General features: G+C 53.6%; 11 protein-coding genes. 8 read left to right on the top strand and 3 right to left on the bottom strand.

The window, feature by feature from the left end; genetic code table 11:
* Nucleotides 1-42 precede the first annotated feature (42 nt).
* The 8 genes from FW415_RS20310 to FW415_RS20275 all read left to right on the top strand — a co-directional run bounded on the left by FW415_RS20310 (nt 43) and on the right by FW415_RS20275 (nt 11,397).
* Nucleotides 43-1,050, top strand: coding sequence for a type IX secretion system membrane protein PorP/SprF (locus tag FW415_RS20310; protein ID WP_148388681.1), 1,008 nt, complete (start codon nt 43-45; stop codon nt 1,048-1,050).
* 41 nt (nt 1,051-1,091) lie between these two features.
* Nucleotides 1,092-2,975 carry an OmpA family protein gene (locus FW415_RS20305; protein ID WP_148388679.1) on the top strand — a complete coding sequence of 628 codons (1,884 nt, stop codon included), beginning with the start codon at nt 1,092-1,094 and terminating at the stop codon, nt 2,973-2,975.
* A 165-nt stretch (nt 2,976-3,140) separates the two neighbouring features.
* Nucleotides 3,141-4,604, top strand: a complete 1,464-nt coding sequence (locus FW415_RS20300) for a Gfo/Idh/MocA family protein (protein WP_148388677.1) — start codon at nt 3,141-3,143, stop codon at nt 4,602-4,604.
* 244 nt (nt 4,605-4,848) lie between these two features.
* Nucleotides 4,849-5,775 carry a dihydrodipicolinate synthase family protein gene (locus tag FW415_RS20295; protein WP_210420749.1) on the top strand — a complete coding sequence of 309 codons (927 nt, stop codon included), beginning with the start codon at nt 4,849-4,851 and terminating at the stop codon, nt 5,773-5,775.
* 17 nt (nt 5,776-5,792) lie between these two features.
* Nucleotides 5,793-7,181, top strand: a complete 1,389-nt coding sequence (locus FW415_RS20290) for an aldehyde dehydrogenase (NADP(+)) (RefSeq protein ID WP_246858819.1) — start codon at nt 5,793-5,795, stop codon at nt 7,179-7,181.
* Nucleotides 7,182-7,292: 111 nt separating this feature from the next.
* A complete protein-coding gene (locus FW415_RS20285; RefSeq protein WP_148388673.1) occupies nt 7,293-8,306 on the top strand; it encodes a 4-hydroxyproline epimerase in 1,014 nt (337 codons plus the stop codon).
* Nucleotides 8,307-8,423: 117 nt separating this feature from the next.
* Nucleotides 8,424-9,668: an FAD-binding oxidoreductase gene (locus tag FW415_RS20280; protein ID WP_148388671.1), complete on the top strand. Its 1,245-nt coding sequence runs from the start codon at nt 8,424-8,426 to the stop codon at nt 9,666-9,668.
* 10 nt (nt 9,669-9,678) lie between these two features.
* The gene (locus tag FW415_RS20275) at nt 9,679-11,397 is read left to right on the top strand and encodes a DUF885 family protein (RefSeq protein ID WP_148388669.1); all 1,719 of its coding nucleotides are present in this window, start codon (nt 9,679-9,681) and stop codon (nt 11,395-11,397) included.
* A gap of 61 nt (nt 11,398-11,458) precedes the next feature.
* Here the strand turns inward: FW415_RS20275 and FW415_RS20270 are convergent, their stop codons facing one another.
* The 3 genes from FW415_RS20270 to araA form a co-directional block, all read right to left on the bottom strand.
* Nucleotides 11,459-12,802, bottom strand: coding sequence for a glycoside hydrolase family 105 protein (locus tag FW415_RS20270; protein ID WP_148388667.1), 1,344 nt, complete (start codon nt 12,800-12,802; stop codon nt 11,459-11,461).
* Between the two features lie 173 nt (nt 12,803-12,975).
* Nucleotides 12,976-14,658: a sodium/solute symporter gene (locus tag FW415_RS20265; protein ID WP_148388665.1), complete on the bottom strand. Its 1,683-nt coding sequence runs from the start codon at nt 14,656-14,658 to the stop codon at nt 12,976-12,978.
* A gap of 14 nt (nt 14,659-14,672) precedes the next feature.
* Nucleotides 14,673-16,169: an L-arabinose isomerase gene (araA, locus tag FW415_RS20260; protein WP_148388663.1), complete on the bottom strand. Its 1,497-nt coding sequence runs from the start codon at nt 16,167-16,169 to the stop codon at nt 14,673-14,675.
* Between the last annotated feature and the right edge of the window lie 35 nt (nt 16,170-16,204).

Raw genomic sequence — 16,204 nt, 5'->3', positions numbered from 1 at the left:
CCATAGCAGTGCAGCGCCGGGCAGATCGGTATAAAAATGTACATGATGCAGCGCAAACGTACGATCTACATGACCCTCCTGCTGCTGGTTGCAGCAGTGATACCCGGCAAAGCACAGCAAAACGTGCAATTCAGCCAGTACGTGTTCAATGGCCTGAGCGTTAACCCGGCATATGCGGGGTATAAACAGGACTGGTACATGAATGCCATCTACCGGCATCAATGGGCCGGTTTCCCCGGCGCCCCCCGTACCGGCGGTATTTCGGTTGACGGCCTGGCCAACTCGCGCGACAACAAAGTCGGGCTGGGTTTGCAAATGATGGTGGACCGGCTGGGCCCCCAGGAAGCTTTGTCCATTTACGGTTCCTATTCCTACCGCATTCCGCTGGATGACGAAGATACCCGCAGGCTCTGCTTTGGCATAGGCGCCGGTGTTACCCAGTACGCGATAGACGGCGCTGCTTTGCAGTATGTGGACAATGACGATGAAGCGATCCCCACCGGCAAAGCCAGCACCTGGATACCGGACGCCCGCTTCGGCATCTATTATTATACCTCCAGGTTTTATGCCGGCGTTTCGGTGATGGACCTGTTTGCGCTATACACCGATGCTACCCGTTACTCCTGGAAAGGGAACAATTATGCTGCCATCCGCAAGACGCAGCATGTGTACTTCACTACAGGAACGATGCTCACCCTTTCTCCGGTCCTGCAGCTAAAGCCCTCCCTGATGGTGAAGGAAGATTTCAAAGGCCCCACCAGCCTTGACCTCAATGCCTTCCTGCTGATCAATGAAAAGATATGGATCGGCGGCTCTTACCGTACCAATGTAAAATTATGGAACAAGGATAACCTCATAGATGATCTGACCGCGGTGAATGCCGCCAGCGTGATGGTGGAGTTCTATGCCAATGAAAGGTTGCGCATCGGTTATGCCTACGATCTGAACGTAACCCGGATGGCAGGTTACCAGGGCGGTTCCCATGAAATATCCCTGGGCTTCCTGTTCCCGTCGAAAAAATATTCGTTGACCAATCCCCGCTATTTCTAATCTAAAACCGGCAGACCTTGATACATCATTACCCAATCCATATGAAACGTCTGATATGTTGTGTTATGCTGTCATGCTGCAGCATGCAGCTGATTGCCCAGGAGCAGAAAAGTGAGCTTCGCCTGGCGGAAGAGGCATATGCAAGGCAGGAATATGCGCTGGCCGGCAGCCTCTATACCCGTGTGGTAAAGAGCAAACGTAACAGAACACCGGTGGAGCTGGTGATCAAACTGGCAAACTGCCATCGTGAAGTGGGCCACTTCAGCGAAGCAGCCGAATGGTATGCTCAGGTGGTGCAACGACCCGATTGTCCCGCTTCCGCCTTTTTCTCCTACGGAGAGATATTGCGTAACCTGGAGTTATATGATTCGGCAAAAGTGCAGTACACGCGATTTTCCACATCGCAGCCGGATAGCCTGGCATTGAAAGAAGCGGCCATGCAGGGTTGCGACAGTGCCGTCGTCTGGAAACAGCATGCCGTAAAACTGAGCCATCTCAATGGGCTGAAAGAACTGAATACGCCGTATTCCGAATGGATCAGCGGCGTGGTAAAGCAGGGTTTGCTGATCGTATCCAACGGTTACCGGAGGATGCTGCTGAACGATGGAGCGGAATCCAATCCTGTTACAGACAAGCGGACCTTCCAGCCGTATTACAACGCATACGTGTACCAGCAATATGCGCAGGGAAATGCAACGATGTACCTGGAGGAGATGCTGCCGCAGCTGATCGGCAAATACAATTACCACATCGGGCCGGCCTGCTTCAGCAGTGCGGAGGACACCTTGTATGTTACCGTGAATGAGCAGGAAAAGCCGGAGGTACGGCAAAAGAAAGGATTTGTGCAGGGGAACCGGAGACTGTTGCTGTATTATTCCGTGAAAAAGGAAAATGCCTGGTCTCCCCTAGAAATATTGCCCGGCATCAATTTGGCCGGATTTTCAAGCAGCCATCCTGTGCTGAGCATGGATGGCGATGTGCTGTACTTCGTGTCCGACCGGCCAGGGGGGCTGGGTCAGACCGATCTCTGGTACAGCGAAAAACAGGCCGACAGTACCTGGGGCAAGCCAGTGAACTGCGGCCCCCGGATAAATACCGTAGCCGCGGAAACTTTTCCCACCTTTAACGAAGAAGGCGCTTTGTATTTCTCCAGTAAAGGGTACGCCGGTATGGGCGGTTATGATATTTACCGGGCAACAGGCAGCAAGGCCACCTGGGAAACCCCTGAGAACCTGCAGCTGCCGTTCAATTCCGGCGCGGATGATATGGGATTTATCCTGAAACGGAATGGCTATGAAGGATACTTTGCCTCCAACCGTACCGGTGGTATGGGATCTGATGATGTTTACCATTTTATTGATCCCGCATTCTTTACGGGCAATAGCAGGAATTATCCGCCCCGGGATGGCGGCCTAACGCCTGGTAAGGGTACAGACCTCACCGGTGGCATAACACCCGGCAAACCGGGAGAGAAAGAAACCGGCGGCGCAGTACCGGGCAAAGGCACAGATCTTGCAGGCGGAACTCCGGGCGGCGGCAAGGTGCTGACACCCACAGAAAAAGAACATATCCACGAACTGGAAAAACTGCGCTTCCTGTACGATTTCAACAGCGCAACCCTGCTGCCGGAATCCAGGAAAATACTGGATTATGCGAGCACTATCCTGAAACAGCACCCCGACTGGAAATTAGTGGTGCTCTCGTACACGGATAGCCGCGGTAAAGATGACTATAACCTCGACCTTTCGGCACTGCGCTGCTATGCCGTGATCGATTACCTTGCAAGCAAGGGCATTCCGGCCAAACGGATGTATTACCGTAACCTGGGAGAGCAGTTCCTGGTGAATGACTGCAAGGACGGTGTACCCTGTACGGAAGCGCAACAGCGCCAGAACAGAAGGTCTGAGCTGAAGATCATTTATTAAAACTGCTTTGCACGATCAGGCAGCCGGTTAACAAATACTGGCTGCCTGATCGTATTTTAACCTCGATCCCCGCCGTTTGACAAAAAAAAGCCCCGTTATTTTCAAAACTTTACTAATTTCCCCTTTCTCTTTATTGTTTATTATTCTACAGTTTAACCACTTATTATGAGTTCTAATCGCAGAAACTTCCTGCGCCAGCTGGCGATAGGATCTGGTGCCCTCGCAGTGGGGATGCCCTCTTTTGCTTCCTCACCCATTGTTCCGTCGGACCGGGAATTGAAACAGGCCCTGGAATTGTCGGGCAAGCAGCAACGTTTTAACATGAGCGGTTACGCTGCCCCGAAGATCGACAAGGTACGCATCGGCTTCATCGGCCTCGGTATGCGTGGCCCTGGCGCTGTGCAGCGCATGTCTTTTATCGATGGCGTGGAGATCGTTGCGCTGTGCGACAAATTGCCTGACCGTGCCACCAAAGCCCAGCAAATCGTTGAAAAAGCCGGCAGGCCCAAAGCGAAGGAGTATTCCGGTGAAAATGGATGGAAAACGATGATCGATAACGAGAACCTGGACCTCGTGTACATCACTTCCCCCTGGCACCTGCATACCCCTATGGCTTTGTATGCCATGGAACACGGCAGCCACGCGGCCAGTGAAGTGCCCATCGCGTTGACCCTCGATGATTGCTGGAAGCTGGTGGAAACCTCGGAAAGAACAAAGAAGCATTGCATGATGCTCGAAAACTGCTGCTACGACTTCTTTGAACTGCTGACCCTCAATATGGCCCGCAACGGCATGTTCGGGGAACTGGTGCATGCGGAAGGCGCATACATCCATGATCTGCGTGATCTGAACTTTTCAAAGACAGGTTATGAAAGTATGTGGAGGCTCCGCCAGAATGCCAGCCACAACGCCAACCTGTATCCCACACACGGTCTTGGTCCCGTTGCGCAATGCCTGGACATTAACCGGGGAGACAAAATGGATTACCTCGTATCCATGGCCACCAATGATTTCATGATGAACGCCATGGCAAAGGAAAAGGCCGCATCCGACCCCTTCTATAAGGAGTTTGTGGACAAACCTTACCGCGGGAATATGAATACGACCACCATCAGGACAAATAAAGGCAAAACTATCATGATACAGCATGATGTGACCACGCCGCGCCCGTACTCGCGTATTCACCTCATCAGCGGTACCAAAGGCATCGCTTCCAAATACCCTTCTCCCGAGCGCATCGCTTTCGGGCATGGATGGATCAAAGAAGAGGAACTGAAGGAGTTGTATGACAAGTACACACCGGAGATCATCCGGCACGTGGGCGAGATCGCCAAACAGGTAGGCGGCCACGGGGGGATGGACTTCATGATGGACTGGCGCCTGATCGACTGCCTGCGCAACGGGCTGCCACTGGATCAGGACGTGTACGATGCCGCATCCTGGAGCTGCATAGTGCCGCTGAGCGAGAAATCCATCACCAAACGCTCCAACAGCGTGGATATTCCGGACTTTACAAGAGGTTCCTGGAAAACCAACAAACCGGTGGACCTTACGCTGAATGGCGGCGGCAATACCGGCGTTCGCAATATTGAAAAGAAAGATGCGTCCAAACAACTGAACGTACATTGATCAAAGGTTGATAAATTGATAAATGGAAAGGCGTTCCGTGTCATGCGGAGCGCTTTTTTGTTGCGCTGAAGCGGCAGATCGCCTGAACAGGCCCGTCCTGCCCAGGAAAAACCCATAAACGCACCGGTACGGCATTCCGCCGCGCGCAAAAAATGCACAGATTGATTAAAATCTGCGCAGAAGTGATTAAAAACCACAAATACCCCCACCGCCATTCCCGGTACTTTTGAAAAAAAAGAAATCGATGGCAATTAAATGGAAAGGGGTATTTCCCGCACTCACAACCAAGTTCACGGAAGATGATGAACTGGATCTCTCCCTGTTCAGCTTAAACCTGCAGGCGCAGCTGGAGGCCGGGGTGGAAGGGGTTATCCTCGGAGGTTCACTGGGTGAGGCCAGTGTATTGACGACGGAGGAGAAAGCGGTACTGGTGCAGCATGCCGTGGAACAGATCGGCGGAAAGGTGCCGATAGTCGTGAATATCGCGGAAGGCTCCACCCGGGAAGCGGTAAGGCAGGCAGCCCTGGCGAAGCAATGGGGCGCGGATGCCCTGATGCTGCTGCCTCCCATGCGCTACCGCGCAGATCACCGGGAAACCGTGACCTACTTTAAGGCGGTGGCGGCATCTACAGACCTGTCCATCATGCTGTACAACAACCCGGTAGATTACAAGATCGATATAACCCTTGATATGTTCGATGAACTGGCGGAAATGCCGAATATCAATGCGGTGAAGGAATCCACCCGTGATGTCACCAATGTGATCAGGATGCGCAACCGCTTTGGCGACCGCTTCAGCATACTTTGCGGCGTGGATACCCTCACTTTCGAAGAACTGGTCACCGGTGCGGATGGGCTGGTAGCGGGACTGGTGTGCGCTTTCCCTGCGGAAACCGTAGCGCTCTACAAGCTGATCAAAGCCGGAAAGCTGCGTGAGGCCCTGCCGCTGTACCGCTGGTTCATGCCTTTGCTGGAGCTGGACATCCATCCCAAGCTCGTGCAGTACATCAAACTGGCAGAAGCGCAGACCGGTATCGGATCGGAATATGTACGCGCTCCCCGGCTGATGCTGGTGGGGGAAGAACGGGAACGGGTACTCGGCGTCATTGAGCAGGCGCTGGCAACAAGACCGGTATTACCGGCATATCATCAACTGAATGTAACCGCATGAATAATATAGACGGAATCATGCAGCGATCCCTTGCTGCTTTTAAGGAGTATGGTAAAACCCCGCCTACGCAGCGCGCGGCGTTCCTGGAACAGATCGCCGCACAGCTGGAATCCAGACGCGAAGCCCTGGTAGCCACAGCACATGAAGAATCCCGTTTGCCGCTGCCCCGCCTGAACGGGGAACTGACCCGCACCACGAACCAGCTGAAGATGTTCGCCCGCCTGGTAAGGGAAGGCAGCTGGGTGGAAGCGTCCATTGACAAAGGGGATAAGGACATACGCAAAATGCTGGTGCCATTGGGGCCGGTAGTGGTATTCGGCGCCAGTAACTTTCCATTTGCATTTTCCACCGCAGGCGGAGATACCGCCAGCGCCCTGGCCGCAGGGGCCAGCGTAGTGGTAAAAGGGCATTCCGCGCATGCGCGCACCTCGGAAGCGGTGTTCGGCGCAGTGCTTGACGCCATCCGGGAATCCGGCGTGCCGGAACATACCGTGCAACATGTGCTTGGTCCGGGCAGTACCACCGGAAAGGCGCTGGTCATGCATCCGCATACCACCGGCGTAGGGTTCACCGGCTCGTTCAGTGGCGGTAGGGCTTTGATGCGGTATGCAGCCGAAAGGGAACGCCCCGTTCCGGTATTCGCCGAAATGAGCAGCATCAATCCCGTTGTATTACTGCCGGATACCCTCCATAAAAACACGGCGGCGCTGGTGAAGACCTTTGCCGCCTCCATTACGCTCGGAATGGGCCAGTTCTGTACCAACCCGGGTTTGCTGCTGGCGCTGGAAAGCCCCGCGCTGGAGGTCTTCCTGCAGCAGCTTGGCGCCGAGGTCAGCCAGGCACAGGCGCACGACATGCTCCACAGCGGTATTGCAGACAGTTATGCGGAAGGGGTGAAGGATATGCTGGACCAGGAAGGCATTGCCGTTGTGCAGAGAGGTACCGGTGTGATCGCAAAAGTAGCCGCTGCAGTTTTTCTCCGCAACCCGCATTTCCGCGAAGAAGTGTTCGGCCCGTTTTCCCTGATGGTCGTTTGCAAAGACAAAACGGAGATGACGGCAGTGCTGGAAAACGTCAAAGGCCAGCTTACCGGTACGGTCATGGCAACGGAGAAAGACCTGGAAGATCATAGCGACATTATAGCGCTGCAGGCCACGCTTGCCGGAAGGGTGATCATCAACGATGCGCCCACCGGCGTGGAGGTTTGCAACAGCATGGTGCATGGCGGGCCTTTCCCGGCCACATCAGACGCCCGTTTTACCTCGGTTGGCGCTACCGCCATCAAACGCTGGGTGCGCCCGGTATGTTTCCAGGGTTTCCCCGGTCACCTGCTGCCGGAAGAGCTGCAGGACGGCAATCCCCGGAAGATATGGCGGCTGGTGAACGAGCAGTGGCTAAACACCTGACCATTTCCGTTGAAGAACAGTGAACATGAACTGGCCGGATACATAAACTTTTATTATTTTGTAAAGATGAAATAGCATTCCATCTGGCCCGTAAAAAATAAATATATACAGATGAAGCCGACAGGTAAAAAAACCTTTTTCTGCATCGACGCACATACCTGCGGTAACCCTGTTCGCCTGGTAGCCGGCGGAGGCCCCAGCCTCAAAGGCAACAGCATGAGCGAAAAGCGGCAGCATTTCCTGGAGGAATTTGACTGGATACGCAAAGGGCTGATGTTTGAACCGCGAGGGCACGACATGATGAGCGGCAGCATCCTCTATACGCCGCATGACCCGCAAAATGACGTGGCCGTACTGTTCATCGAAACCAGCGGTTGCCTGCCCATGTGCGGGCATGGCACTATCGGCACCATCACCATTGCGATAGAAGAAGGTCTGCTGCTGCCCAAAAAGCCGGGCACCGTGCGGATGGAAACGCCCGCAGGCCTCGTGAACGTCAGCTATAAGACCATCGGCAATAAAGTGAGATCGGTAAAACTGACCAATGTACCGGCCTTCCTGGCGGCAACGGAACTGACCGTGGAATGCCCCGAACTGGGGGAACTGGTGTTTGACGTATCTTACGGCGGTAATTTTTATGCCATCGTGGATGTGCAGCCCAATTTTGCCGGTCTGGAACATTACCCGGCAGACAAGCTGATCAGCTGGGCGCGGGAAATACGTCAACGGATAAACGAACAATACAGCTTCGTGCATCCGGAAGACCCCACCATTAACGGTTGCTCGCATGTATTGTGGACCGGCGCTGTGCTGGACCCTGCGTCCACGGCGAGGAATGCGGTATTCTATGGGGACAAGGCCATAGACCGTTCACCCTGCGGCACCGGCACCTCCGCCCGCATGGCCCAATGGTACGCCAAAGGAAAGCTGAAGAAAGGCGATCTGTTCATTCATGAAAGCATCATCGGCTCCACCTTTACGGGCACCATTGAAGAAGAAACGAACGTTGCCGGAAAGCCAGCTATCCGGCCGGGTATCGAGGGATGGGCAAGGGTTTACGGCTATAATACCATCAGCATAGACCCCGAGGATGATCCCTATGCATATGGTTTCCAGGTATTGTAACAGCGATAAAAGACAAATAACAACAGATGAAATCGGGCATGACGCAAGGAATACGCACAGGAATGATTATCCACCATGCAAGGTTCCATGTCACCGCTAAAAATCAATTGTAAACAGATGAAGTGTATCGTTATCGGCGGCGGCATTATCGGCCTGAGTTCGGCATATTTCCTGCAACAAAGCGGCTGGGAAGTTACCGTTATTGATAAAGGTGATTTTTCCAACAACTGCTCTTACGGCAACGCGGGATACGTCTGCCCCAGCCATTTTGTGCCGATGGCAACGCCCGGTATCGTCAAACAGGGATTGAAATGGATGCTCGATCCGGAAAGTCCCTTCTACGTCAAGCCCCGCCTGAGCATGGACCTGGTGAACTGGGGACTGAAATTCGTGCGCAGCGCCAATGCGGCACATGTGGAACGCAGCGCCATCCCGCTGCGGGATATCGCTATCCTCAGCAAACGCGCGTATGAAGCGTGGTTTTCACAAACCGGTCTTGATGCCGGTTACGAGGAAAAAGGCCTGCTGGATATCTTTCAGCTTCCGCAGAATGAAGCGCATGCGCATCATACCGTAGAAAAAGCACAGGAACTGGGTCTGGATGCCGTGTACCTGGATGCCGCGCAGGTGCAGGCCATGGAACCGCAAACGGAACTGAATATACACGGAGCGGTATATTTCAAATGTGATGCGCATCTCTATCCCAACAAGCTCATGCATAGCCTGCTGGAATACCTGCACGAAAAGCAGGTGCGTTTCGTGCCCGGTGAAACCGTTACCGGCTTTGAACGGCAGCACGGCCGCATCAGCAGGGTAAAGACCTCCAAAGCGGTGTATGACTGCGATACCGTTGTAATAGCCACCGGTTCCTGGAGCCGTGAAATGGCCGCCCTGCTGGATGTGGACCTTCCCATGGCCGCAGGTCGCGGATATTCCGTTACCTACGAGAATGCGCCTTACACACTCAATCATCCTGCCATTCTTATGGAAGGCCGCGTGGCCATCACCCCTATGGATGGCAACAAGATACGCTTCGGCGGCACGATGGAGATCACATCGCTCAACGCGCCGCCCAATATGAATCGCGTAAAAGGCATCCTGAAAACGGTGCAGCGGTACATCCCGGCATATAATATTCCCATGCCGCCTAAAGAACAGATCTGGTTCGGATACCGGCCCTGCTCGGCAGACGGCTTGCCCTATATCGGCCGTTTGCGCAAAACGGAAAACTGCATCCTGGCTACCGGGCATTCCATGCTGGGGCTGAGTCTCGGTGCAGGCACCGGAAAACTGGTCTGCGAACTGGCCAATGAACAACCAACAAGCATGGATATCAAACCTTTTTCCCCTGAACGTTTCTAAACCTAGTATCATGAGAATTTTCCTGTGCTGCCTTTCCCTGTTGCTTTTGCATTCCACCGTCAATGCGCAGTCAGCTGACATCGGCCTCTATCAGCAATCCAGCGAAGTGAACAATATCATGGTGCTGTTCAATGCGGATAAAGGTGCGCTGAACCGGTTCTACGCTATCCGCAATTCCCCGGAGAGAAGGGAGCGGATGAAAAAAATGACGGACGAATATGAAAAACGCTTGTCACAGCTGGATTTCGATAAGCTGCCTACCGGCTCCAAAGTCGATTACATCCTTTTTCAGCGTGATATGCAGCATGACCTGTACGAGCTGGCAACGGAAAAGAAAGAGTATGACCAGATCGTAAAATGGTTCCCCTTTGCGGAAAGGATCTATGATATAGAACGCGCGCGCCGCCGCGGCGCAGCACCGGATGCCGAAAAACTCGCAGCTGAAATGAACAGCATCGCGAAGGAACTGACGCAGTCGAAAACAGCGCTGGAGAAAGAGAAAGATATGCCCCTGGCCTTAAGCCGCCGGGCAGCAGCCACCGCACAAGGCCTGCAGGCCGCCCTGAAAAGCTCCTTTGATTTCTACAACGGCTACGATCCCCTGTACACCTGGTGGATCCCCATGCCCTACAAGCGGCTGGACGGACTGCTGGACGAATATGCGAACCTGCTGACCGGCAAAGGAAAGAACGATCCCTCCCAGAAAGACGATGGCAGCGGCATCATCGGCAGTCCCATCGGCCGTGAAGAAATTATCCGGCAGCTGCAGCAGGAAATGATCCCTTACACCCCGGAGGACCTCATAGCTATTGCCAACAAGGAATTCGCCTGGTGCGATGCCGAAATGCTCAAAGCCTCCCGGGAAATGGGTTTTGGCGATGACTGGAAAGCTGCGATGGAAAAAGTGAAGAACAGTTATGTACCGCCGTCGAAGCAACCGGAAGCCATGATGAAACTGTATGATGAATCCGTTGATTTCATCAAAAAACATCAGCTGATCACGATCCCGGAACTGGGAGAGGAAACCTGGCGGATGAGCATGATGGCGCCGGAAAGGCAACTGGTCAGCCCCTTCTTCCTGGGCGGGGAGGAATTTATCATTTCCTATCCCACCAACACCATGCAGCATGACGATAAAATGATGAGCATGCGCGGCAATAACCCGCATTTCTCCCGCGCCACCGTGCATCACGAGCTGTTCGCCGGCCATGCTATGCAGCAGTTCATGAACAGGCGGTATAAGACCTATCGCCGTTTCAATACGCCCTTCTGGGTGGAAGGCTGGGCCCTCTACTGGGAACGGCTGTTATGGGACCTTAAATTTCCCCAATCTCCGGAAGACCGCATCGGTATGCTGTTCTGGCGGATGCACCGCTGCGCCAGGATCATTTTCTCCCTCAGCTATCACACCCACAAATGGACACCGCAGCAGTGTATCGACTTCCTGGTTGACCGTGTAAATCACGAGCGTGCCAATGCAGAAGGAGAGGTGCGCCGCTCCTTCACCGGCGGCTACGGCCCCTTATACCAGATAGCCTATATGATCGGCGGCCTGCAGTTCGAAGCCCTGAAAAAGGAATTGGTAGACAGCGGAAAGATGAGCTATCAGCAGTTTCATGACGCCATTATCCGCGAGAACGCCATGCCCGTGGAAATGGTGCGGGCCATCCTCACCAACCAGCCGCTGAAAAAGGATTTCAAAACCAGCTGGAAGTTCTATAAGCTGTAAAGTTAACTTGCTCCCGGCATCTATATGAGGCTGGCTATCGACCGTCATTTGTACACTATGTTTATCGTGAACCCTCCATCTGCACCGCACTGTCATTGATCCTGAACGGGTGCCGTTCCAGCAGGCGGTACATCTCCGCGGCCGCCAGCAATACCGGGCCATACCCATGCGCGGCGAAATTGTTGACCGGGCGATGATAATAGAACGCCGGGTCGAAGCCCATGCCGGTGCCTACACAGGTGCCTTCTACCTGGCCTTCTTCGGTGACCTTCGTGCTCACCGCATTCCAGGCCAGTAACACCATCGGGCCGTATGCCCTGGCATCCAGCCATCCTTTGTTGATCGCCCTGGCGATGCAATAGGTGTAGATCGCTGTGGCGGAGGTTTCGAGGTAGGAGTCATTCCTGTCCAGCAACTGATGCCAGAAGCCGGTTTTGTGTTGCCGTTGAGCAAGACCGGCGGCATGTTGTTGCAGCATCTCCATCAATTCCGCTTTGCCGGGATGATTGTCCGGCAGGGCGTCCAGCAGTTCTATCTTCGTCATGATTGCCCAGCCGTTCGCCCTGGCCCAGTGGAATTGCGGATGCGGGGCCATATCCTCCACCCAGCCATGCATGTACAGCCCTTTTTCTTTATTGAACATACGGCCGGCGAATTGCCGGTACTGCTTTAATGCTTTTTCGAAATACTGTTCGTCTCCGGTAAGCACGCCCATCTGCGCCAGCGCGGGCAGGCTCATATAGAGGTCATCCAGCCAGAGGGTATTGGGCAATGGCCGGTTGCGCGCCAGGGTACCGTCTTTCAGCCGGAATTCCTTCGTGAGGATATAGGCGATGTAGCGGTCTGCGATAGTCTTTAGTTCGCTGTTGTCCGCTCCCGCCCGCATGGCTTTTATCGTTGCTGCGGCCATAGAACCTGCATCGTCCAGCGCACGCGGCTCCAATACGGACCTTACAGGTGTGGCGCCATTCATTTCACGGTAATGTTTCACCACATCCCCGATGAAGTTGATCCGGTCGATCGTATAAGCGGCATATTTTTTATCGCCGGTGGCCGCCGTGGCTTCAAGCATACCGGTGTATGTCACGCCCCATTCATAACTGATCAGCCTGAAATCACCCGGTTTGAAAATACTGTTGGCATTGGCTTTCGACGGGTCTGTGATCATGGCCTGTGTGGTTTTATCGATCAATGCCATGGGGGTGACTTTGTTCAGGTAGGTGTACACCCGGTCCAGTACATCCACGATCTCTTCCTTTGTGGTTTCGCCGTAAGGGATCGTATAATCCGGTTTCAGGAGATGCAGCGGAGTGTTAACGTCATTCCCTTTACCGGTAACATATTGTGCAGTGGCAGGTAGCGCAAGCGCTGAAGCGATGAAAAATAAAATGAAGCATGTTTTCATGAGCAACGGATTTGTGCATTATCCGGTTTCGCGGAACAAAAAAACGGGATGACGCAGCTGCATCATCCCGATGTATATGAGTTAAAGGTGATCAGTGCATTGTTTACAACGTGGCCGGTAGCTGAAGTTACAGATAGTTCGCATGCCGGGCATCCTGCACCTTCATGCCCTGCTTACCAGAATTTGGCGTACAGGGCCGTGAGTATGATCAGGGTAAAGATGATCATGACGATAGTAGAGGGTTTGAGTTTGAACATGGATTTGTCCAGCTCGAACGCCTTCGGATTTACTTTAGGCCCGGCGAGGCTCAGCAACACCATCACGATCATGGTAAAGAGGAATGATAATCCCATGCAGATCAGGAAGGGGATCACAAAGCCGCCTTTGCCATCAGGATACGCGGTATAGAAGAATGTTTCCGTACCGAACATCGGTACCGCGAAGCTGTTGAAGAAAACTGACAGCAGGAAACCGGTGATCACCCCGGCGATGGCTGCGGTGCCTGTCGTGCGCTTCCAGAACATCCCGAGAATGAACATCGCAAAAACACCCGGACTGATGAAGCCGGTATATTTCTGGATGAAGGTAAAGCCGCCTTCGCCGCCGATCCCCAGCAGGTCTTCCCAGGTAAATATTACGGCCACCAGCATGGCGACAAATATTGTAGCCCTGCCAACCCATACCATTTTCTTTTCATCGGCAGCCGTATTGAAATATTTCTTGTAGATGTCCAGTGTGAAGATGGTGGAAATACTGTTGGCCTTGCCGGCAAGAGAAGCCACGATAGCCGCCGTTAATGCGGCGATGGACAAGCCTTTCAGGCCACTGGGCAGGAATCCGAGGATGGCGGAGTATGCACCGTCCTTGCTGCTCAGTTCGGGAAGATGGCCGTTCTTGTACAATACGTAGGCGGCGATGCCCGGCAGCATCACGATCACCGGCATCATCAGTTTCAGGAAGCCGGCGAACAGGATGCCGGTTCGGGCGGTTTGCAGGTTAGCGCCCAGTGCGCGCTGGGTGATGTATTGATTGCAACCCCAATAGTTGAGGTTCACGATCCACTGCCCCGCGAAGTACATGGCGATACCCGGCAGTACCACATAACGGTCTATTTCTAGTTGTGAAGATTCGGCGGTGGGTTTGGGCAATATCATTTTGAAATGTTCCGGCGCATCGTTCATCATGGCTTTGAAACCGGCCAGGGCGTTGCTGCCCAGCCCGAAACTCTCCGATACCATCGTCAGTGCCAGGTAGGTGGTGGCCAGTCCGCCGATGATCAGCACGGCTACCTGTATCACATCCGTGTACCCGATCACTTTCATTCCGCCAAGGGTAATGATGAGGGCAAACAGCGCCAGCAGCAGCATGATCATGTGCAATGATTCTCCGCCAACAAGACCATTGATGGCTACGGCGCCAAGGTAGAGAATGGAGGTCAGGTTCACGAATACATACAGGAAAAGCCAGAAGACCGCCATAATGAGCGCTACCGTTTCATTATAACGTGTTTTCAGGAATTGCGGCATCGTGTAGATCTTGTTCTTCAGGTACACGGGAATAAACCATATGGCGATGATGATGAGCGCCAGTGCGGCGATCCATTCATAAGCGGCTACGGCTATCCCTACAAAAAATCCTTCCCCGCTCATGCCGATGAATTGCTCCGCAGAGATATTGGATGCGATCAGGGAAGCGCCGATCGCCCACCAGGTAAGCGATCCTTCCGCCAGGAAGAAATCCTTTGTATCCGTGGAGGCCTTTCTTTTTTTCCGGTAAATGTAATACCCGAAGGATGCGACGATAACGAAGTAAATGGCAAAAACAAGATAGTCGTAAAATACGAGACTGTTCTTCATAACGGGATGTGATATTAGCTGTTGAGAAGGTAGTAGGACTCGTTCCAGCGCAATTCATTTTTCAGCTGGCGCAGTTCCGTATGTTTATCGATCAGCACATATTCAATATTAGCCATTTCCGAGAAATCTTCCATATGTGCGGAAGTAAGGTTCTGGCTATAGCAGGTATGATGCGCGCCGCCGGCCAGTATCCAGGCCGCGCAACCTGTTTTCATATTTGGATAAGGTTTCCAGAATACCCGCGCTACGGGCAGTTTGGGCAGGCTGTGTACGGGATTGACGGCAATCACTTCGTTCACAAGCAGGCGGAAGCGCTGACCCATATCCACGATGGAGGCATTGATGGCCGGGCCCTGGCCGGCATTGAATACCAGCCGCACGGGGTCTGATTTGCCGCCGATGCCGAGCGGATGTATTTCACAGGAAGGCTTGCCTTCCGCGATGGAAGAACAGATCTCCAGCATGTGGGAACCCAGCACCATCGGGTTATTGGGATCGAAATGGTAGGTGTAGTCTTCCATAAAGGAGTTGCCGCCGGGAAGACCGCTGCCCATTATTTTCATGGCGCGTACGAGCGCGGCGGTTTTCCAGTCGCCTTCCCCGGCAAAGCCGTATCCCGCCGCCATCAGGCGTTGTGCGGCAATGCCCGGCAGTTGCTGCATGCCGTGCAGGTCTTCAAACGTATCCGTAAACCCTTTGAAGCCCCCGTCTTCCAGGAAAGCTTTCAGGCCAAGTTCTATTCTGGCGGCTTCGCGCAGTGCGGCATGCTGTGCATTGCCCTTTCGCAGGGAATCGGCCAGCGCATACTGGTCGTCATACTCTTTTACCAAAACATCAATTTCCTTGTCACCGATCTGGCCGATCACATGGGTGAGGTCCCCGATACCATAGGTATTCACGGAATAGCCGAATTTGTATTCCGCTTCCACTTTATCCCCGTCCGTTACGGCAACATACCGCATGTTATCGCCAAACCTGACGAAACGCGCCCCCTGCCAGTCGTGCCAGCCGGCCGCCGCGCGGGTCCAGGTATTGATGCTGTCGATCAGTTCGGGATCTTCCCAGTGGCCGGCCACCACTTTCCGGTTCAGGCGGAGGCGGCTGACCATGAAACCGAATTCCCTGTCGCCATGCGCACTCTGGTTGAGGTTCATGAAATCCATGTCTATGCTGCTCCAGGGAATATCGCGGTTGAACTGGGTATGCAGGTGCAACAACGGTTTTTGCATGGCCTTCAATCCGCCGATCCACATTTTGGCGGGGGAGAAGGTATGCATCCAGGCGATGATGCCTATCACCTGCCTGGCCGCATTCGCTTCCATGATCAGCTGATATATCTCTTCCGGGGATTTTACCACCGGTTTCCAGACTACGGTAACGGGTATCTGTGGTGCGTTATCAAGTGCGGCTGCTATCTGACGGCTGTGTTCGGCTACCTGCCGGAGCGTTTCTTCCCCGTATAAATGCTGGCTGCCCGTCACAAACCATACTTCCAGTTTTTTAAGTTCCATCTTGTTGAATATGTACGTGAGTAAAATGTAAATCG

Source organism: Chitinophaga sp. XS-30, from assembly GCF_008086345.1.
GTDB lineage: Bacteria > Bacteroidota > Bacteroidia > Chitinophagales > Chitinophagaceae > Chitinophaga.
This window is presented reverse-complemented; position numbering and strand designations above follow the sequence as displayed.